Source organism: Christensenella sp. KGMB01412, assembly GCF_055522415.1.
On record NZ_JBVFVW010000001.1, the window covers coordinates 385,082 to 405,457 of the forward strand.

The following is a 20,376-nucleotide window of genomic DNA, read 5'->3' on the forward strand; positions in this document are numbered from 1 at the left end:
GTGAGGCAATGAAGGAACAAAACGAACTGATCGTATGGTTTACAGTACTTGGCGTTATTTTTTTATTTTTGATCGCTTATCTGTATTATGGAAAAAAACGGTATAATCCTTTTGAAAAACCGATGCCGACAGGCCGGTTGTTTGTTATTTTTGCCATATTTGCGGTAGTTATGCGTCTTGCAATGGCTTATAACCTGCCGGGCTATGGTACGGATATGGACTGTTTCCGGGCATGGGCGAACAATGTTTATACCGGCGGCATAGAGAATTTCTATACCGGAGATTTTTTTGCCGATTACCCCCCGATCTATATTTACATCCTCTATTTCTTTGGGTTTATTCGCAATGTGTTCGATTTGGGGCTTGCAAGCCCAATGTATGGTATGCTGCTGCATCTCCCTGCGATTATCTGTGACGTTGCAGGAGCGTACGTCGTCTACAGGCTTGCCAAACAAAAATTCAGGGCGCCGGTCGCTCTGATGCTGAGCACGTTGTTGCTGCTCAATCCTGCGGTTATGTTTAATTCGAGCGTTTGGGGGCAGATGGACATCATTCTTACGCTGATGCTCGTTTTGACGATCTATTTGCTGGTCAAGGATAAACTCATATGGGCGTCTGTTGCCTTTATTGTTGCGTTTTTGATTAAGCCGCAGGCAATTATGATCCTGCCAATCCTTGGATTTGTATTTATTCGCAATATTATAGTCAGCAAGGATAAAAAGAAAGCCTGGTTCACATTTTTGATATCGCTTGGCATCATGATAGGCTTGTTTTTCCTGATTCCGTTGCCTTTTGGAGCAAATCAGGAACCGCTGTGGCTGGCGAAACAATATCTTAGCACAATAGGGCAATATGACCAGGTAACGCTTAACGCGCTCAATATTTTTGCAATGCTTGGCGAGAACTTTACGCCAGCGAGTATGGTTGTGTTCTTAGGATTGCCGGGTAATGTCTGGGGATTTATCATGATTGCGCTGGTGTGCGTGTATACGCTCTTCCTGTATATCAAAAATTCAAAAAAAGAATTTCTGTTTGCACTCACGGCTTTTTTGCTGATGGGCGTTTTCGCGCTTGGACATGGCATGCATGAGCGCTACCTGTTCCCGGTACCGGTTTTGCTGTTGTTTGCTTTTATCTTTATGAAAGACAAGCGGCTTATATGGTGTACGGTGCTTACGTTTATATCGCTGCTGCTGAACCAAAGCCTGTCGCTTTACTATTATCAGGTGATGATGCCGATGGCGTGGACTGTGGCAGTATCGGCTGTCAATATGGCAATCTTTATCTACACGGGTTATGTGATTACAAGGCTTGCTTTTGGCCCCGTGCGCGAAAAGGCAGGGGATACGGATATTCTTGCGTCAAGCGCTCCAATGGGAGCGTTCGACTGGGAGGAAGACGGCGTGCCGCTTGTTGGGACTGAAGCGGCCGTACAAGAAGAAACGCTTGTTGAAGAAGCCGGCAATGGGGAAACGGAGGCACCTGAAACTTCAAGGGTGGAATTCCAAAAAAAGCTGTATCCGGATGCGGAGTTTGAAGTGTTTGATAAGCCACCCGCGCAGATGCGGCTTGACAGCTTTGAACGGAAAAAGACCTTAACCAAAAAGGATGGATTGCTGATGATCGTGATATCGGCGATTTATGCCGTTGTGGCGTTTACGAACCTTGGTGCGTTCAAAGTGCCTGAAACGCCCGTCCATCTTGACAACACGCAGATTATCGTTGAGTTTGCGCAGGAAGAGCAGATTGCCACAATCGAATATTATGCCGGATATGGAAAAGCTGATTTTATGGTGCTTTCCTCAAAGGATGGCAACTCGTATACCCCTGTTGACCTTACGAAGGGAAGCGCGGAAAGCGTAACAGAGGTCAAACACGAGCTCAAAGACCTCTATAAATGGCAAATATATACGACTGATATCAATGCGAAATACATTGCGGTCCGCCCATATGGCGGAGACCTTGATATGCTTGAAATGGCGTTCAAGGACAAAGACGGAAACCTTGTTACGCCACAGAGCGTAACGCCGCCGGAGGCTGCGCCGTTATTTGACGAACAGGAGCTTGTACCGGACGAACCGACTTATATGACGGATTTCTATTTTGACGAAATCTATCATGTGCGCACAGCCTACGAAAATATTCATCAGATCGAGCCTTACGAGATTACGCATCCGCCGCTTGGAAAAATTATTCTTGCTTGCGGGATCGAAATGTTTGGAATGAATCCGTTTGGATGGCGCTTTATGGGGACGCTTACAGGCGTTCTGATGCTGCCGGTGATGTATATCTTTGCGAAAATGCTGCTGAAAAAAACAAAATATGCAGCATTTGCGACGATTTTATTTGCAGCGGACTTTATGCACTTTGCGCAAACGAGGATCGGTACGATAGACAGCTACAGCATCCTGTGGATTATGCTGATGTACCTGTTTATGTATCTGTTTACACAAAGTAACTTCAATAAGGAGAAGCTGTCAAAATCCTTGGTTCCTCTTGCGCTGTCCGGCCTGTTTTTCGGCATCGGCGCGGCGACAAAATGGCTGTGTATGTATGCGGGTGCGGGACTCGCTGTCATATTCTTTATGACGCTCTACAAGCGCTACAAGGAATACCAGTTTGCGAAGGAGTCAAAACTGCCGGATTATAAACCCATTGTACAAAGCTTTAAATGGAATGTACTCATTATGCTTGCATGGTGCGTGCTGTTCTTTATCGTTGTTCCGCTGATTATCTATTTTGCATCCTATTATCCATATACGATCGTCACGCAGGGGAATGCCTATGATTTTTCAAGGATACTGGAAAACCAGTCGTATATGCTCAACTACCACTCTCTGCTTGATCCGGACAAGGTGCATCCGTTTGCTTCCATGTGGTACAGCTGGCCAATGGATGTGCGCCCGGTATTGTTCTTCAATGGACACAACACGGCGAATGGAACAATTTCCACACTGTCTACAATGGGAAATTCGCTTATTTGGTGGACGGGCGTTGTCGCATGTATTTGGCTGATCATCGATTCTGCGCGCGGTAAACATCGCAACTACGGCGTTACCTTTACTGCAATCGCTGCGCTTTCACAGTTTGTGCCGTGGTGGTTTATTGCCCGCGAGGTATTTATTTACCACTATTTTGCGACGGTGCCGTTCCTCATTATATTGATCGTATTCTGGTTACGAAACGTGGAACGTGATTTTAAGTATGGAAAAGAATTCGGCTGGATTTTTGTGACGGCATGTATTGCGATGTTTATTATCTTCTATCCGGTCATCACGGGGATACCATTCAATGCGGAATATGTCACCGGCCTGCGCTGGCTGCAGTCATGGCCTTTCTACGGCTGATTTTTGAGGGGGTAAGCAAAGTTGCTTGCAAAGGTATTGAGCTTTGGCCTCAAGGGGATTGACGGATATCCGGTGCTGGTGGAAACGGATGTATATAACGGCCTGCCAAGCTACGAACTGGTGGGGTTGCCGGATACAGCCATCAAAGAGTCCAAGGAACGTGTGCGCAGCGCGATCAAAAACTCCGGTTTTGAATATCCGGCAAAGAAAATTACAATTAATCTCGCACCCGCGGACCTCAAAAAGGAAGGCCCGATGTACGACCTTGCAATCGCAGTGGGGCTTCTTGCCGCCAGCGGTCAGGTGAAGAGCGAGCTTTTGAAGTATATGGTGCTGTTTGGAGAATTATCTCTGAACGGCGATGTGCGTGCTGTTAATGGTATTTTGCCAATGGTGATTGAAGCGCGCAAACGTGGATTCAATTTGATGGTGGTGCCGCAGGAAAACGCTCAGGAAGCAAGCTATATTAAGGATATCAGGATATTACCGGTGAAGCACTTAAAGCAGCTTGCGCAAATACTGGACAAAGAAGAAACGCCGGAATTTTATCCGGGCTCGCAGTGGCGCCCGCCGGAGCGCGGGACGAAGCCGGACGTTGATTTTGCAGATATCAGGGGACAGGAAAAAGCGAAACGCGCGGTAGAAATCGCCGCTGCCGGAGGACATAATATACTATTGATCGGTTCACCCGGTTCCGGTAAGAGCATGCTCGCAAAAGCGATACCGGGCATCCTGCCTGATTTTACGTTTGATGAAGCGCTGGAAGTAACAAAGATTCATTCGATTGCGGGCGAACTGCAAAACAACGAAAAACAGATACTTGCAACGCGGCCATTTCGCAGCCCCCATCATACGGCGTCAGCGATTTCGATTACGGGAGGCGGATCAAAAAGCCGGCCGGGAGAAATTAGCCTTGCTCACAGGGGCGTTCTTTATTTCGACGAGCTTCCGGAGTTTCGGCGGGATATTCTGGAGGCTTTGCGCCAGCCGCTTGAAGATGGGACAATCTCTATTTCGCGGGCAAATATGAAAGTACGTTATCCGGCGGATTTTATGTTTGTTGCTTCCATGAATTCGTGCCCATGTGGAAATTTTGGTTCCGACGTGGAGTGCAGGTGTACTACAAACCAAATTTCGCGCTACTTGTCAAAGATATCCGGCCCGCTGCTCGACAGGATCGACCTCCATGTGGAGATGGGAAGGGTGCGTTACGACCAGATACGGGATCATAGGGTACAGGAATCTTCTGAAACTGTGCGCGGCAGGGTGAACAGTGCGCGTGAACGGCAGGTAAAACGGTATCAGGATGTTGGGAAATATTGTAACGCCCAGCTTTCCTCTGCACAGCTTGGCGAGTACTGCGCAGTGGATAACGACACACAGGCCCTGCTGAAAAGCGCTTTTGAAAAACTGAATCTGAGCGCAAGGTCCTATACGCGCGTGCTATCGGTCGCGCGGACAATCGCCGATCTTGATGGAAGCAAAAATGTGGGGCCTGCCCATGTTGCAGAGGCAATTCAGTATCGCACGCTCGACCGGAAATACTGGGGTGGAATGTGCGACTGAATCCGGAAGACCGTTTGTTTGAATAAAACGGCTTGTTTCATTTTTGTAAAAAAGATGATACTATATTGTAGTTGATTATAGCGATTTGTCAAAAGGCTGTTGCAGGCTTTTGGCATCAGTTGCCAATGCAAGCGGTTTATCGTATATTTTGCACAACCTGCTTTATGCTAAACCGCTGTAAAACAGGAATTATAAAAGCAAAGCGGTGGGGCTTATGCAGGATATTGCGGAAGAAGAAAAATACTGGCTGTGGCTGGCGTCTGTAGAAGGAATCGGCCCGGTTCGGTTTTATCACGTACTGAATACATTCACGGATATTAAGAGCGCGTGGGAAAACTGCACGGAAATTACGCGCTGTGTGAAAGGCATCAATGAAAAAATGGGCGCTAAATTATGCGAACGTGCCAATGATGCCTTCATCGAACGTTTTTTGAAGTTTCTTGCACATAAAAACATCAATGTGCTGACTCGTCTTAATCAGGATTATCCAAAAACGCTTGCGGAGATCGAAAATCCGCCGACGGTACTTTACTATAAAGGGACGCTCCCTGATTTTGACGATATGTCCTGTGCGGTAGTGGGTTCGCGCAAGCCGACGAAAAATGGTTTTCAGGCGGCGAAAAATATTTCTATGGAACTTGCGGCGCAGGGAGTCGTTATTGTTTCCGGCATGGCGAGAGGGATTGATACAGCGGCGCATACGGGAGCGCTTGAAGGCGGTGGTAAAACAGTCGCTGTCCTTGGAAGCGGCGTGGACGTCGTGTATCCTGCCGAAAACAGAAAGCTATACGACCAGATCGTTGAATCGGGAGCCGTGATCTCTGAGTTTTTGCCGGGCATGGAGCCTAAGGCCTCTAATTTTCCGCAAAGAAACAGAATTGTGGCAGGATTGTCCAAAGCCCTTATTTCAGGAGAAGGCGGCGAAAAGAGCGGGGCGCGTATTACTGTGGATTTTGCTTTGAAGCAGGGACGCGAAGTATATACGCTTGCCTGTAATTTGAGTTCGCCGGTTGCAAAGCTTCCGCTGTATCTGATGGAATCCGGCGCGCCCGCAGTGCAAAAGGCAACTGAGGTAATGAGCGACCTTGGATGGGAAATCAATCTTGACTGTTTGAAAGAAAAAGATGGAAATAATACGATTAAGCTTGATTTATTGGAAACGCAGATATATAATCTGCTTTTAAAGGAAGATTTAGCTCCAGAGGAAATTTCAGCAGAAACGGGGCGTCCCATGAGGGAAATCAACACACTTCTTACATTAATGGAATTAAGAGGTTTGATCGAGGGGATTCCGGGGGATAAATTTAGAGTTAACAGTTAGTTTACACAAAAGTGCTAACATTATAGTATAATATAGATAATATATTTGGAGGAACGGAATGGCAAAGGAAGCAACGAGCGTTGCAAAAAAGAAGCCTGCCGCAAAAAAGACAGGGAAAACGACGGCAAAGAAGACGACTGCGGCAGCAAAGAACAATCTTGTGATTGTGGAGTCCCCGGCCAAAGCAAAGACGATTGAGAAATTTCTGGGCAAGGGATATGCGGTTCGCGCATCCAACGGACATTTAAGGGACCTGCCCAAAAGCAAAATCGGGGTGGACGTTGACAATAACTTTGAACCACAGTATACGACGATCAGGGGAAAAGCGCAGCTGATTAAAGCGCTCAAGGACGAGGCGAAAAAGTCGAAAAAGGTATACCTCGCAACCGACCCTGACCGCGAGGGGGAAGCAATCTCGTGGCATATTGCAAATATCCTGGGGCTTGATCCGGCTGAGGTCAGCCGTATTGAGTTTAATGAAATTACGAAGGATGCAGTAACAAGTGCGATCAAAAACCCAAGGAACATTGATATGGATCGGGTAGACGCGCAGCAGGCGCGGCGTGTGCTGGACCGTTTGGTGGGTTATAAATTGAGCCCGCTTCTGTGGAAGAAGGTAAAAAAAGGTCTTTCTGCGGGAAGGGTTCAGAGCGTTGCCGTTAAGGTGATCGTTGACCGTGAGAACGAAATCCGTAATTTTAAACCGGAAGAATTCTGGACGATCAGCGCGCTGCTGAAAAAAGACAAGCAGGAATTTGAAGCAAAATATTACGGTGTAAAAGGGAAAAAGGCGGATCTTAAAACCGAAGCCGACGCACAGGCGGTGCTCGACGCGGTGAAGGGCGCTGATTTTATTATCGATAAGGTAAAAAGCGGAACGCGTAAGAAAAATGCACTGCCGCCCTTTACCACAAGCTTTTTGCAGCAGGCTGCGTCCGGCAAGCTTGGATTTACCGCGAAAAAGACGATGATGCTTGCACAGATGCTTTATGAGGGCGTGCCGCTGAAAGGCGGAAATACGGTTGGACTTATCACCTATATGAGAACGGACTCTACGCGTATTTCAGGCGAAGCACAGGCTGCGGCGCTCGATTATGTGAAGCAGACATATGGCGACGAATACGCGCCGGAAAAGCCGAACGTATATCGCGGAAGAAAAAACGCGCAGGACGCGCACGAAGCAATTCGTCCTACTTACATTGAAAATACGCCGGACAGCGTAAAGCAATATCTTACAAATGATCAATATAAGCTGTATAAATTGATTTACACGCGTTTTCTGGCCAGCCAGATGATGCCTGCGCTATTCGAAACGCTGAGCTATGAGATCGGTGCGAACGATCATATTTTCAAGGCAAGCGGCTCCAGGATACTGTTCAAGGGCCATCTTGCCGTGTACGACTCCAAGACGGATGACGACGACCAGAAAATGTTGCCAAAGGCAGAAGAAGGGGAGACTCTGGAATGCTTGGGCGTAACGCCAAAGCAAAACTTTACGCAGCCGCCCGCAAGATATACGGAGGCTGCGCTGATCAAATTCCTTGAGGAACGTGGAATCGGCAGACCGAGCACCTACGCTCCCATCATTTCTACCATACAGGACAGGGCTTATGTGCAGAAGGAAGCAAAATCCTTTGTGCCCACAGAGCTCGGTGAAATTGTTACGGACCTGATGGCAAAGAATTTTTCCGATATCGTGGATATTACTTTTACTGCGGATATGGAAGAAAAGCTTGACGGCGTTGAGCAGGAAGGAAACGACTGGAAGAAGGTAATCGGGGATTTCTACGGTCCCTTTGAAAAGGACCTTGAAAACGGCGAAAAGAATATCGAACGGATTCAACTTCCGGAAAAGGTTTCGGATGTGATCTGTGAAAAGTGCGGCGCCAATATGGTTTATAAGACGGGCCGGTTTGGCGAATTCCTTGCGTGTCCGAATTATCCGGAATGCAAAAATACAAAGCCGATTGTAAAACAGATTGATGTGCCGTGTCCAAAGTGCGGCGGCAAGGTTGTAATCAAGCGCGGTGGAAAATCCGGAAAGAGCTTTTATGGCTGTGAAAATTATCCGAATTGTGATTTTGTATCGTGGGATAAGCCTCTTGAGGAAAAATGTCCGGAATGCGGAGCATATATGGTGGAGGCAAAATTCCGTTATGGCGGGAAACCATATAAAAAATGTTCGAATCCGGAATGCGTGACAAACGAGAAAAAGAAAACGAATGCAAAAAAAGAAAGTTAACGTAATAGGAGCCGGGCTTGCGGGATGCGAATGTGCATGGCAGCTCGCGAAGCGGGGGATTCATGTGCGGCTTTACGAGATGAAGCCGAAAAAGAAATCGCCCGCGCACCAGTCGGACAGCTTCGCAGAGCTTGTGTGCAGCAATTCCCTGCGATCAGACAGGATTTGTAATGCGGTAGGGCTGTTAAAGCAGGAGATGAGGCTGATGGACAGCCTTATTATGCGAATTGCCGATAAAAACAGCGTGGCGGCAGGTGGAGCGCTCGCAGTAAACCGGAAGGATTTTTCCAAAGATATCACGGAAGAGATTACCTCGTGTGAGCTTATTGAGGTTGTGCATGAGGAAGTGACGGATCTTTCTATGTTTGGGGATGAGATCGTGATTGTTGCGAGCGGACCTCTCACGTCGGAAGCGTTATTTTGTGATATCAGCAGGATTACGGGCGAGGAACAGCTCCATTTCTTTGATGCGGCCGCGCCGATTATATCTGCTGACAGCATCAATATGGAACGTGCATTCTTTGCTTCACGGTATGAACACGGCGGAAACGATTATGTGAACTGTCCGATGACGCGTGAGGAATACGAGGCGTTTTATACGGCGCTGGTGGGCGCGGAATGTGCGCAACTCAGGGAATTTGAGCAGAATAGTGTATTTGAAGGGTGTATGCCCATTGAAACGATGGCGGGACGCGGGCATGATACCATGCTGTTTGGGCCGCTAAAGCCAAAAGGACTTTATGATCCGCAGACAGGCAAAGAACCCTTTGCGGTCGTGCAGCTGCGCAGGGAAGATGAAAAAGGCAGTATGTATAATATTGTCGGTTTTCAGACTCATTTGAAATTCCATGAGCAAAAACGGGTGTTTGGTATGATACCGGCACTTGAAAATGCAGAATTTTTGCGGTATGGCGTGATGCACCGCAATACGTTTTTAAATTCTCCAAGGCTGCTTGACCGGTATTACAGGCTGAAGAAGAACCCTGCTATCCGGTTTGCGGGGCAGATCACCGGAGTTGAGGGGTATATTGAAAGTGCTTCAAGCGGAATGATGGCAGGGATTTTTACTGCGTACGAATTACAGGGGAAACCGCTGCCGCAGTTAGGCGATGACACTGCGTCAGGAGCTCTTGCCGCACATGTTTCGGGAGCGGTTACTTCTAATTTCCAGCCGATGAATATTAATTTTGGCATTATGCAGCCGTTGGGCAAAAAGATAAGGAACAAGGAAGAAAAAAATACGCAGATCGCGCAACGGGCGCTGCGCAACATCGAAGAAGCCGGAATCTGATCCGGCAAAGAAGGAGGACAGTCTTATTATGATGAAGGCAACAACGATACTGGCAGTCAGGAAAGACGGGAATTGTGCAATCGCGGGCGACGGGCAGGTAACGCTTGGCGAAAGCGTAATCATGAAAAACGGGGCGACAAAGGTTCGCCGGATTTATGGAGATAAAGTAGTCATTGGGTTTGCGGGGAGCGTTGCGGACGCGTTCGCACTTTCCGAAAAATTTGAAGCGAAACTGGAAGAGTTTGGCGGCAGCCTGCAACGTGCGGCGGTTGAGCTTGCACAGGAATGGCGTATGGATAAAGCGATGCGCCAGCTGGAAGCGATGCTGATTGCGGCGGATGCGGAAAATCTTTTGATTATTTCCGGTACTGGCGAGGTGATAGAGCCGGATGATGGCGTGTGCGCGATTGGCTCCGGCGGATCGTATGCGCTTGCAGCCGCAAGGGCGCTTATCCAAAATACGGATATGACTGCAAAAGAGATCGCATACCAGGGGCTTAAAATCGCAAGCGAAATATGCGTATATACAAACGACAATATCAGAGTAGAAGAAGTGTAGGTGAAAATATATGTCATTTTTAACGCCAAAGGAAATCGTAACAGAACTCGACAAATATATCATTGGACAGGATAAGGCAAAAAAAGCCGTTGCAATCGCACTGCGGAACCGCTACAGGAGAAGCCAGCTTGACGCGGAGATGCGCGAGGAAATCACGCCGAAAAATATTATCATGATAGGGCCGACCGGCGTTGGCAAAACGGAGATCGCGCGCAGGCTTGCAAAGCTGATGGAGGCTCCGTTCGTCAAGGTGGAGGCGACAAAGTTCACTGAGGTAGGTTATGTAGGACGTGATGTGGAATCCATGGTGCGCGACCTTGTGGAAGCGTCGATCCGTATGGTGAAGCAGCAGCGTTTTGAAACCGTGAAAGACCGTGCGGCGGCGAACACGGAGGACCGCCTTGTAGATATCCTTGTTCCAAATAAGCAGGCACGCCAGAACAGCAATCCTCTGGGGGCCCTTTTCGGAGCGCCGCAGATCGAAGCCGCGCCTTCCGAAACAGACGAAGAAAAGCAAAAACGAATGTCCCGCAGGGATGAGATTCGCCAGAATCTGCGGAATGGAAAGCTCGAAAACCTGATGATCGAAATTGAGGTTGAGGTGAGCTCTGGCATGGGGATGGAAATACCCGGCATGGGCGGGGAGAGTATGGGCGATCTTTTGTCCGGGATTTTACCCACAAAAACGAAAAAACGCAAGGTTAGTATTACAGAGGCAAGGAAAATCCTCGAGCAGGAAGAGGCGGAGAAGCTCATCGATATGGATGAGGTAACCCAAACTGCAATCGACAATGCTGAACAAAACGGTATTATCTTTCTTGATGAGATCGATAAAATTGCCGGAAAAGGCGCGGGTAACGGCCCGGACGTATCGCGCGAGGGCGTACAGAGGGATATCCTGCCGATTGTCGAAGGGAGCACCGTTGTGACCAAATACGGCCCGGTGAAAACTGATTATATGTTGTTTATTGCCGCGGGCGCGTTTCATGTTTCCAAAATATCGGATTTGATTCCTGAGCTGCAGGGGCGTTTCCCGATTAAGGTCGAGCTTGAAAACCTGACAAAAAAGGAATTCGAGCAAATTTTGACGCAGCCTAAGAACGCGATTACAAAGCAATATGAGGCATTGCTTGCCGCTGATGGCGTCAACCTCAAGTTTACGCCTGACGCACTCGCTAAAATTGCGGAAGTGGCGCAGATCGTAAATGAAAGCACAGAAAACATTGGCGCGCGCCGCCTGCATACGATTATGGAGAATTTGCTGGATGACATTTCCTATAATGCCAGTGGAATTGAACCGGCAGTGGATGTTGTAGTGGACGCAAATTATGTAAGCGAACATTTGAAGCAGGAAGAACAGTATACGAATCTGCAGAAGTTCATCCTGTAACGACTTTCGGCAGGAGTGCCGTATCTATGATATAATGAGTCAGAGATTATTTCCTGTATGTGCGTTCGGTATGCACGCAGGAATAAAAAAATAGAATAAGTGAAAAGAAGAAAAGAGAAAAGATTTTGGAAAAGACAAAACAGAATACACAAAATACAAGGAAAAGCGGGCCAAGGAAGCAAAACAATACAACGCCCGTGCCTTCGGTGAAAATTATTCCGCTTGGCGGGATCGGTGAAATCGGCAAAAACATGACTGTTATCGAATTTGGAAATGATATCATCGTGATCGATGCAGGAATGATGTTTCCGCGGGAGGAAATGCTGGGCGTTGACTATGTGATTGCCGATACGACCTATTTGCAGAAAAACCTGAATAAAATAAAGGGGATTTTCTTTACGCATGGTCATGAAGACCACATTGGCGGCGTGCCTTATATTTTAAGGTCGGTTAACGTACCGCTTTACGGATCAGGCCTTACGATGGCGCTGATCGAAGCAAAGCTTACGGAGCATCCGGGCGTAGAACCGCAGATCAATGTGATAAAAAGCGGGGATAAGATCAAAGCGGGCGTATTTACGGTTGAATTTATCAATGTCAGCCATTCGATTGACGACGCGATGGGGCTTGCGATTACAACGCCAATCGGCGTATTGGTCCATACGGGCGATTTCAAGATAGACCTTACGCCTGCGTGCGGCGAGGTGATGGAACTGAGCCGGTTTGCAGACCTTGGCAAAAAGGGCGTACTGGCCCTGATGTCGGACAGCACAAACGCAGAGCGTTCCGGGTTTACGATGTCTGAAAGCCAGGTTGGAGAGACCTTTGTCAATTATTTCAGGCAGGCGAAGGGGCGTATTATCGTTGCGTCGTTTGCCTCAAACGTGCACAGGATACAGCAGGTGATCGACGTCGCGAAGATTTTCAACAAAAAAATCTGCCTTTCCGGTAGGAGCATGCTGAAAATCGTAGGAGTTACGCGCGAGCTGGGATACCTTAACGTGGATGACGAAATGCTCGTGGGCTTCGACGAACTGAAAAAGCTGCGGGACAACCAGGTTGTGATCCTCACAACCGGCAGCCAGGGCGAGACGATGTCCGGCCTTGTGCGTATGGCAACGGGGCAACACCCGAAGCTGAGCATTAAGGAAGGCGATCTTGTGATTATATCGGCATCGCCGATCCCGGGGAACGAGCGCTATGTGTCGGATGTTATTAATATGCTCTACCGAAAGGGAGCGAGCGTAATCAACGACGCTGTGGATATGGTCCATGTTTCAGGGCATGCGTGCGAGGAAGAGCTGAAGCTGATGCTTTCGCTCGTGAAACCAAAGTATTTTATTCCGGTACACGGCGAATACAGGCATCTTTACAAGCATGCCGCGCTGGCGGAGAAAATGGGGATTAAAAAGAAGAATATCTTTATTCCTGAGATCGGTTCCGTCATAGAATTAAACCGGAAGATGGGCGTACAAAAAGAGACGGTTGCGTCAGGGAGCGTCCTGATCGACGGTCTTGGCGTGGGCGATGTTGGAAACGTCGTTTTGCGCGACAGGAAACAGCTGTCGTCCGACGGATTGTTTATCGTTGTTGTAACAACGTCTGCAGAGACCGGCGAACTTCTATCGGCCCCGGATATTGTTTCACGCGGGTTCGTATATATGAAGGAATCGGAAGACCTTCTCGATCACGCAAAAGACCTTGTGATTAACATTGTGGATTCGTGCTTCAAGAGCGGCTCGAGCGACTGGTCTACGCTCAAGGGACTGATTAAAAAAGAATTATCCAATTACCTGTACGACATGACGCAGCGCAGCCCGATGATACTGCCGATTATTATTGAAGTATAAAGGAGCAGATTTGTGATGGTAAATGTTTATGATAAAGCAAACGAGCTTGCGTCTTTGATCAAGCAAAGTGAAGAATATGAGGAATATACGAAGATCAAGGATGAGGTGTACGAAGACGAGCAGAACCAGCGCATGATCAAGGATTATAAAAAACTGCAGTTTGAAGCGCAGGCTGCCTACCTCACAGGGCAGGAGCCGGAGGCGGAGTTGATGAATAAAATCCAGAAAATGGGTGAGGTTTTGCAGTTCAATCCCAAAATCACCGAGTTTTTTTCCGCTGAGTATAAGTTTAATACACTTGTCTCCGATATCTATAAGATCATCGGAGATGCGTGTGACGTTGGCGCAAATATGTTTGAAGAATAAAAACAGGAGACTGGTACGTTGGCAAAAAAGCTGAATCATCTGTATCCCGACGAAAACAACTATATCGATCTTGAGCCGCAAAAACCCGGCAATGGAAAAAAACCGCAAAAAAAGACGCGTTCCGGGTGGAGCAGGATGCGTACGCTTGTGATGTTCCTGATTAGCCTTGCGATTGTGGCCGCCATTGTGTATGGCGTGGTTTCCTACGTGCGCAAGGAATATTTCGATCCGGTAGACAGTGCCGACAGCACTGCGGTTGAGGTAACGATTCCCAAAGGCGCGTCACTCAATAAAATTTCAGATATTTTGTATGACAACGATTTGATCCGTAATAAGCAGGTGTTTAAACTGTATGTGGATTTTTCCGACATGTCCTCAAAGCTGAAGGCAGGAACCTATGAATTATCCAAAAACATGGATTTTGACGACCTGATTTATGCGTTGCAGGAGGGAAAGAGCGATTCCAATGTTGCAAAGGTAAAATTCCTGGAAGGCCTTACGATCGATGATTTCAGCGAAGTTTTGATTGAGAGCGGAATCCTGAAGAACACGACCAGATATCAGGAAATCGCAACCAGCGGCGAGGCTTTCGCGCAGGATTATCCTGTGATTGCGGACGTCATTGCAAAGGAAGCGGAAAAGGAACCCGATCAAAAACGAAAGTACGTATTGGAAGGTTACCTGTTCCCTGACACCTATGAATACTATACGGACGCTTCGGAAGAGGAAATTATCAAGAAGCAGCTCAACCGTTTCAACGAGATTTTCAGCGATGAATATAAAGCGCGTGCCGAGGAGCTTGGTATGACGGTCGACGATGTCGTGACGCTTGCGTCTATCATCGAAAAGGAAGCGAAGCCGGATGATTTTTCCAAGGTTTCCGCCGTTTTCCATAACAGGCTGAATAAGGATGAAACGCTTGGTTCCGACGCCACAATCATGTATGCCCTGGGCCTGAAAAACGTTTATAATATCGGCGATAAGGTAAATACGCCTTCCGCCTATAATACGCGCCAGAACAAAGGATTGCCACCGGGACCGATCGGCAATCCGAGTAAGGCGGCGATTGAAGCGGCCTTGTATCCCTTTGAAGAATATATGCAGGAAGGCGACGAGTACATGTACTTCACGCTGACTGATCCTGCGACAGGCGTGCTGGAGTTCAATAAGACTTTGGAAGAGCATAATGAGGCAGTTGCAAAATACAGGCCTTTGTGGGATGCGGCAGACGCTGCTGCGGGAGTACAGTGAATCGAGATATGAATGACGAAAAAATAGAATTGCTTGCGCCGGCGGGAAATATGGAGTGCCTGAAAACAGCCCTGTATTTTGGCGCCGACGCAGTCTATATGGCGGGACAAAGCTATGGCTTGCGGGCGTTTGCCGATAATTTTTCAGATGAGCAGCTATCAGAAGCCGTACAGCTGACGCATAACGGAAATAAAAAAATATATATTACGGTGAATTCGGTTATGTGGAACCGGGACCTCGACGGGCTTGGCGGTTATCTGCGCTATTTGAGCGAGATAGGAGCCGACGGTGTGATTGTTTCCGATCCGGCGGTAATTGAGCTTGTGCAGCGCGAACAGCTCAGCATACCCATTCACCTGAGCACGCAGGCAAATACGACCAATTATTTGTCTGCTTCTTTTTGGCATCGGCAAGGGGTTAAGCGTATTGTACTGTCGCGCGAGGTGTCGCTTGATGATATTCAAACGATCCGGCAAAATACGCTGGAAGGGTTGGAGCTCGAAGCGTTTGTGCACGGCTCCATGTGCGTCGCGCACTCAGGACGGTGTCTTTTAAGCTCTGTCATGACGGGCAGGAGCGGGAATAAGGGTGCGTGCGCACAGCCTTGCCGCTGGGAATATTACTTGTATGAAAAAGGGTATGACGGACAATATTTTCCAATTATGGAGGATGATCGCGGCACCTATATCATGAATTCGCGCGATCTGATGATGATTGAATATATTCCGCAGCTTGCGGAGGCGGGAATTACTTCGTTTAAAATCGAAGGACGTATGAAATCGGCTTATTATGTCGCATCGGTCGTTCACGCATACAGGCGGGCGTTGGATGCCTATTATGCCCAAAAGGATAACTACGTATTTGATGAGAGCCTGAAAGAAGAGCTTATAAAATCCGCAACACGCGGTTTCACAACAGGCTTTTTCTTTGGGAATCCGCACGAGGCCGCCCAGGATGTTACGCGTGACGTAGACTTGCGTAGATACACGTTTGTTGGCAAAGTGCATGAAAATTTACCGGAAGGGTATCTAAAAGTAGAGCAGCGTAATAAGTTCAGTATTGGCGAAAAACTTGAAATTTTGTCCCCATCTGTGGAAAATGCTTTTTTCACGGTTACACAGATTATGGACATGGACGGAAATATGCAGGACAGCGCCCCGCACCCGCAGCAGATGATCAGGATAAACTGCCCGTACACGCTGCATGAGGGCGATCTTTTGCGCAGGCATGATTGAAGGAGAAAATATGATCAGATTCGGCCCGGCAGGAAATTCGGAAGCATTTTATAGCGAAGGGCATAAACATACCTATGAAGCGCCGCAGTGGGTACATTCCCTGGGGCTCAACGCCTTTGAATATTCCTTCGGAAGGGGTGTAAAATTGAAGGAAGAGACCGGTGCGAAAATCAGGGAGCAGGCGGAAAAATACGGCGTTGCAATGAGCGTACACGCGCCATACTACATTAATCTTGCAAACGACGCGCCTGAAAAGTTTGGAAAAAACCTGAGTTATTTTCGGGAATCAACGATTGCCGCCGGGTATCTGGGCGCGCAGCGCGTTGTTTTCCATCCCGGTTCATGCGCCAAAATGGATCGCAAGCTTGCATTTTCCAACGTCCAAAAAAATTTAAAATTAATTGTGGACGCCCTTTGGAAGGAAGGCTTCCATGATTTTATTTATTGCGCGGAAACAATGGGTAAAATCAATCAAATTGGCGATCTTGAAGAAATTGGGCTTTTGACGCAAATTTCGGATTGTGTATATCCGGCGATTGATTTCGGACACCTGAATGCGCGCACGTTGGGAGGACTCAGAAGCAAGAAAGACTACATTGCAGTTCTGGACTCCTTGAAAAAGAGTGCAGGAGAAGAAAAAACAAGAAAAATGCACGTGCATTTCTCACATATCCAATATACGGATAAGGGAGAGAAGCTTCATCTGACCTTTGAAGATAAAGAGTGGGGGCCTTTTTTTGAGCCGCTTGCAGAGGTGCTTGCGGAACGAACGGAAATGGAGCCTGTGATCATTTGCGAGTCGAGCGGCACCCAGGCATACGATGCGTTAAAAATGAAGCAGCTATATGAGGAGGCAAAATGAACAATCTGATACAGAAAGTAAGGGAATTGGCTAAGGCGGATGCGTATCTGGTTTCTTCTGTTGAAAACGTGGCTTATCTAACCGATTTTACGGGCGATTGCTCGCAGCTTTTGATTACAAAAGACGAGGCGTTGTTTTTTACGGATTTTCGCTATGTGGAACAGGCGCGCATCGAAGTGAAAAATGCGCAGGTCGTCATGACCGGAGGCGGAGACCGCATTACAAAGATGAATGAATACTTAAGGGGGTGCGGCGTCAAAACATTGGGTATCGAAAAAAACAATGTGACGGTCAAGGTTTTTGAAGGATATGAGGCAACCTTTGAACCATATACTTACGTCGATATTTTTGACGATTTACTTACAATGCGTATGATTAAAACGCAAAGCGAGCTTGAAAAGATCAAAAAAGCCGCGCGTGCAAACGAGATTGCGCTCGAAGAAATGCTCAACGTCATAAAGCCCGGAATCAGCGAGCTTGACGTAAGAGCGGAGCTTGAATACAGGATGCAGCGTCAGGGCATGGACCTTGCGTTTCCCACGATCGTTGCAGCGGGGGAGAACTCAGCCCAGCCGCACGCAACGCCCTCTTCATACCGCCTGAAAAACGGCGATCTGTTGACGATTGATTTCGGATGCAAATATCAGGGCTATTGTTCAGATATGACAAGGACTTTTGCAATTGGAAATATTGACGCAGAGCAAAAAAAAATATATGATATAGTTAAGAATGCACAAAAAAGCGCTGCAGACGCGGCGGTGATTGGTGCGGATACCGTATTTGTCGATAAGGTAGCGCGCGACATTATTTCAGAGAATGGTTTTGGCGCGTTTTATGATCACGGAACAGGGCACGGCGTTGGAAGGTTTATCCACGAGCTTCCGGTTCTGAATCCACGTTCCAGTATGCTTCTTGAAAAGGATATGGTTTTTACTGTAGAGCCTGGCATCTATGTGCCCGGCGTAGGCGGGGTGCGCATTGAGGATATGCACATCGGCGGCGAGGGAAGCGTATATTCCTTCAGCAGGGATTTGATTACATTGTAACATACGCCGGGAGGCGGTATAAGAGTTTCACAATAAACAGGAGGTAAGGTATTCATGGTTTCAGCCGGAGAATTTAGAAAAGGAATGACAATCGAAATAGACGGGCAGGTTTGGGTAGTTGTAGACTTCCAGCACGTAAAACCCGGAAAGGGTGCTGCGTTTGTCCGTACGAAAATAAAAAATGTGGTGACAGGAAATGTCCTTGAGCGCACATTCAACCCGACAGAGAAATTTCCCAAGGCACATGTGGAAAGAAAGGAAATGCAATACCTCTATACGGATGGTGAGTTGTATCATTTTATGGATACGGAAACTTACGAGCAGCTGCCGCTTAACTTTGATAAGGTAGAGGATGCGCTCCCATATATCACAGAGAATATGAACGTAACGATCAAGTTCTTCAAAGGCGAAGCCTTTTCGGTAGAGCCTCCGAATTTTGTAGAATTGACGATTACGGAGACGGAGCCGGGCTTTAAGGGAGATACGGCAACCGCGGGCAATAAACCTGCAATTATGGAAACCGGTGCAAAAATTATGGTCCCGCTGTTTATAGATACAGGGGATAAAATCCGTATTGATACCCGCACGGGCGAATATATGGAGAGGGTATAGGTCTTTTTTAATAAAAATGTTATTTGTATTTCAGATGGGGTATAAATGCAATATATAAAAAAGAAACCGGAGGTACATTCTAATGGCAGATACAAAATTAACCACGCAGGATACAGCAATTAAAAAAGAAAGCAACGGCACGATTACCTTTGCAAATGAGGTGATTGCAACGATTGCAGGACTTGCTGCAGTTGATATTCCCGGCGTTGCAGGCATGAGCGGCGGATTCGTGGACGGAGTCACAGAGCTACTCGGAAGGAAAAACCTTTCCAAAGGCATCAGAGTTGAGGTGGGATCGGAAGAGGTCGCGGTAGATATTGCAATCATTGTTGATTATGGCACGCCTGTTCCGGAAATTGCCCAGAACATTCAGATGGCCGTCATGAAGGCTGTTGAAACAATGACCGGTCTTAAGGTTGTAGAAGTAAACATCAGCATTCAGGGAATTAAGTTCAAAGAGACTTCCCGTAAAGAGCAAAAGGAAGAAAAACCAGAGAAAGAAACCAGCAGAGTAAAGTAAATTCGGATAAAATAGCGTGAGTATATAGAAATGCCCGGTCTGTTTATGTCTACGGCCGGGTATTTCAATAGCCTGTCACGCTTCATGAAAACGGATTTGTTTTTTAGGGAGGATCTATCATATGAAAATGAAAGTGGGAACACGCGTAGTCCTGACGATTTATCTGATTGCGGTAATCGTATTATGTGGTTTTGTGCTGGCGATTATTGCGGGCCTTCTGCCTGCAAGCAACCTGACGGATTTTGCGTATACGGCAGCCAATGGGGATATCTGGTTTAAAATCCTGTATGCTGTAATTGGTATTGTGGTCATTATCGTAAGCTTTATGTTAATGTTTTTTGGCCTTGGAAAAGCACCTGCTCCCAAAACGGCACAGGTTGCTACGTTTGAAAGCGGAAGCATCGTCATTACGGTGAAAGCTGTTGAAGAGCTGGTGGAACGCTTTGTGCACCAGGACAAAAACATAAAAGGCCTTAAGACAAATGTGATTTCAAATCAGGATTCATTGGATATTAACCTCGATGTCAGCGTATTGCCGGAGGCGGATATTCCCCAGGTCACGAAAGACCTTCAGCAGGGGCTGTCCGCGCACATCCAGCAGCATACGGGTATCGTGGTAAGCCAGGTCAAAATCGTTGTGAGTGGGATCAGGGAAAGCACGGTAAGGCCTGCCTGACGAATCGGAGGGGCAGAAATCATGAAAGAAAAGTTTTTCGAATGGTACGGTGAGCATGGCGGATTATTCTGGGGTATGGTAATCGGCCTTGCCGTGGCAATCCTGTTTTTAACCATTGGCTTCTGGGCAACGCTTCTGATCGCTTTATGCGTTGGTGTAGGCGCATTCTTAGGCGGAAGGCCCGATATTCGCCTGATGATCAGGGAATGGTTTTACGGATTGTTTACGAAAAAGAATTGAGA

17 protein-coding genes are annotated in these 20,376 nt (G+C 47.4%); all 17 read left to right on the forward strand.

What is annotated here, in order from left to right; genetic code table 11:
* Positions 1–8 precede the first annotated feature (8 nt).
* The 17 genes from ACS5WU_RS01870 to ACS5WU_RS01950 all read left to right on the forward strand — a co-directional run bounded on the left by ACS5WU_RS01870 (position 9) and on the right by ACS5WU_RS01950 (position 20,374).
* The gene (locus ACS5WU_RS01870) at positions 9–3,347 is read left to right on the forward strand and encodes a glycosyltransferase family 39 protein (RefSeq protein WP_465088907.1); all 3,339 of its coding nucleotides are present in this window, start codon (positions 9–11) and stop codon (positions 3,345–3,347) included.
* 21 nt (positions 3,348–3,368) lie between these two features.
* Positions 3,369–4,913, forward strand: coding sequence for a YifB family Mg chelatase-like AAA ATPase (locus ACS5WU_RS01875; RefSeq protein WP_302760193.1), 1,545 nt, complete (start codon positions 3,369–3,371; stop codon positions 4,911–4,913).
* A 214-nt stretch (positions 4,914–5,127) separates the two neighbouring features.
* On the forward strand, positions 5,128–6,234 hold the full coding sequence (dprA, locus tag ACS5WU_RS01880; RefSeq protein ID WP_302760192.1) for a DNA-processing protein DprA: 1,107 nt from the start codon (positions 5,128–5,130) through the stop codon (positions 6,232–6,234).
* A gap of 58 nt (positions 6,235–6,292) precedes the next feature.
* Positions 6,293–8,476, forward strand: a complete 2,184-nt coding sequence (topA, locus tag ACS5WU_RS01885; protein WP_302760191.1) for a type I DNA topoisomerase — start codon at positions 6,293–6,295, stop codon at positions 8,474–8,476.
* On the forward strand, positions 8,457–9,767 hold the full coding sequence (trmFO, locus tag ACS5WU_RS01890) for a methylenetetrahydrofolate--tRNA-(uracil(54)-C(5))-methyltransferase (FADH(2)-oxidizing) TrmFO (protein WP_302760190.1): 1,311 nt from the start codon (positions 8,457–8,459) through the stop codon (positions 9,765–9,767). Before topA ends, trmFO begins: the two co-directional genes overlap by 20 nt.
* A gap of 28 nt (positions 9,768–9,795) precedes the next feature.
* Positions 9,796–10,326 carry an ATP-dependent protease subunit HslV gene (hslV, locus tag ACS5WU_RS01895; protein WP_046444675.1) on the forward strand — a complete coding sequence of 177 codons (531 nt, stop codon included), beginning with the start codon at positions 9,796–9,798 and terminating at the stop codon, positions 10,324–10,326.
* A 10-nt stretch (positions 10,327–10,336) separates the two neighbouring features.
* Positions 10,337–11,716 carry an ATP-dependent protease ATPase subunit HslU gene (gene hslU, locus ACS5WU_RS01900; RefSeq protein ID WP_046444676.1) on the forward strand — a complete coding sequence of 460 codons (1,380 nt, stop codon included), beginning with the start codon at positions 10,337–10,339 and terminating at the stop codon, positions 11,714–11,716.
* A gap of 197 nt (positions 11,717–11,913) precedes the next feature.
* Positions 11,914–13,566: a ribonuclease J gene (locus tag ACS5WU_RS01905; protein ID WP_046444719.1), complete on the forward strand. Its 1,653-nt coding sequence runs from the start codon at positions 11,914–11,916 to the stop codon at positions 13,564–13,566.
* Positions 13,567–13,581: 15 nt separating this feature from the next.
* Positions 13,582–13,932, forward strand: coding sequence for a YlbF/YmcA family competence regulator (locus ACS5WU_RS01910; RefSeq protein ID WP_046444677.1), 351 nt, complete (start codon positions 13,582–13,584; stop codon positions 13,930–13,932).
* An 18-nt stretch (positions 13,933–13,950) separates the two neighbouring features.
* Positions 13,951–15,183 (forward strand): endolytic transglycosylase MltG, encoded by a 1,233-nt coding sequence (mltG, locus tag ACS5WU_RS01915; RefSeq protein ID WP_302760189.1) that lies wholly within the window; start codon positions 13,951–13,953, stop codon positions 15,181–15,183.
* An 8-nt stretch (positions 15,184–15,191) separates the two neighbouring features.
* Entirely contained in the window at positions 15,192–16,418 is a 1,227-nt protein-coding gene (locus ACS5WU_RS01920; RefSeq protein WP_302760188.1) for a peptidase U32 family protein, read from the forward strand.
* A gap of 10 nt (positions 16,419–16,428) precedes the next feature.
* On the forward strand, positions 16,429–17,280 hold the full coding sequence (locus ACS5WU_RS01925; protein ID WP_302760187.1) for a TIM barrel protein: 852 nt from the start codon (positions 16,429–16,431) through the stop codon (positions 17,278–17,280).
* The gene (locus tag ACS5WU_RS01930; protein ID WP_302760186.1) at positions 17,277–18,326 is read left to right on the forward strand and encodes a M24 family metallopeptidase; all 1,050 of its coding nucleotides are present in this window, start codon (positions 17,277–17,279) and stop codon (positions 18,324–18,326) included. The genes ACS5WU_RS01925 and ACS5WU_RS01930 overlap by 4 nt, the downstream gene beginning before the upstream one ends.
* Before the next feature lie 54 nt (positions 18,327–18,380).
* Complete coding sequence (efp, locus tag ACS5WU_RS01935) at positions 18,381–18,938, forward strand: elongation factor P (RefSeq protein ID WP_046444681.1); 558 nt, start codon at positions 18,381–18,383, stop codon at positions 18,936–18,938.
* Between the two features lie 82 nt (positions 18,939–19,020).
* On the forward strand, positions 19,021–19,458 hold the full coding sequence (locus tag ACS5WU_RS01940; protein ID WP_046444682.1) for an Asp23/Gls24 family envelope stress response protein: 438 nt from the start codon (positions 19,021–19,023) through the stop codon (positions 19,456–19,458).
* Positions 19,459–19,579: 121 nt separating this feature from the next.
* Complete coding sequence (amaP, locus tag ACS5WU_RS01945) at positions 19,580–20,134, forward strand: alkaline shock response membrane anchor protein AmaP (protein WP_046444683.1); 555 nt, start codon at positions 19,580–19,582, stop codon at positions 20,132–20,134.
* A 21-nt stretch (positions 20,135–20,155) separates the two neighbouring features.
* A complete protein-coding gene (locus tag ACS5WU_RS01950; protein WP_046444684.1) occupies positions 20,156–20,374 on the forward strand; it encodes a DUF2273 domain-containing protein in 219 nt (72 codons plus the stop codon).
* The last annotated feature ends 2 nt before the right edge of the window (positions 20,375–20,376 follow it).

Bases quoted from the DNA above. Each gene is read 5' to 3' on its own strand.
- ACS5WU_RS01870 (WP_465088907.1), top strand. From the start codon at position 9: ATGAAGGAACAAAACGAACTGATCGTATGGTTTACAGTACTTGGCGTT.
- dprA (WP_302760192.1), top strand. From the start codon at position 5,128: ATGCAGGATATTGCGGAAGAAGAAAAATACTGGCTGTGGCTGGCGTCT.
- topA (WP_302760191.1), top strand. From the start codon at position 6,293: ATGGCAAAGGAAGCAACGAGCGTTGCAAAAAAGAAGCCTGCCGCAAAA.
- trmFO (WP_302760190.1), top strand. From the start codon at position 8,457: ATGCAAAAAAAGAAAGTTAACGTAATAGGAGCCGGGCTTGCGGGATGC.
- hslV (WP_046444675.1), top strand. From the start codon at position 9,796: ATGATGAAGGCAACAACGATACTGGCAGTCAGGAAAGACGGGAATTGT.
- hslU (WP_046444676.1), top strand. From the start codon at position 10,337: ATGTCATTTTTAACGCCAAAGGAAATCGTAACAGAACTCGACAAATAT.
- ACS5WU_RS01910 (WP_046444677.1), top strand. From the start codon at position 13,582: ATGGTAAATGTTTATGATAAAGCAAACGAGCTTGCGTCTTTGATCAAG.
- ACS5WU_RS01920 (WP_302760188.1), top strand. From the start codon at position 15,192: ATGAATGACGAAAAAATAGAATTGCTTGCGCCGGCGGGAAATATGGAG.
- ACS5WU_RS01925 (WP_302760187.1), top strand. From the start codon at position 16,429: ATGATCAGATTCGGCCCGGCAGGAAATTCGGAAGCATTTTATAGCGAA.
- ACS5WU_RS01930 (WP_302760186.1), top strand. From the start codon at position 17,277: ATGAACAATCTGATACAGAAAGTAAGGGAATTGGCTAAGGCGGATGCG.
- efp (WP_046444681.1), top strand. From the start codon at position 18,381: ATGGTTTCAGCCGGAGAATTTAGAAAAGGAATGACAATCGAAATAGAC.
- ACS5WU_RS01940 (WP_046444682.1), top strand. From the start codon at position 19,021: ATGGCAGATACAAAATTAACCACGCAGGATACAGCAATTAAAAAAGAA.
- amaP (WP_046444683.1), top strand. From the start codon at position 19,580: ATGAAAATGAAAGTGGGAACACGCGTAGTCCTGACGATTTATCTGATT.
- ACS5WU_RS01950 (WP_046444684.1), top strand. From the start codon at position 20,156: ATGAAAGAAAAGTTTTTCGAATGGTACGGTGAGCATGGCGGATTATTC.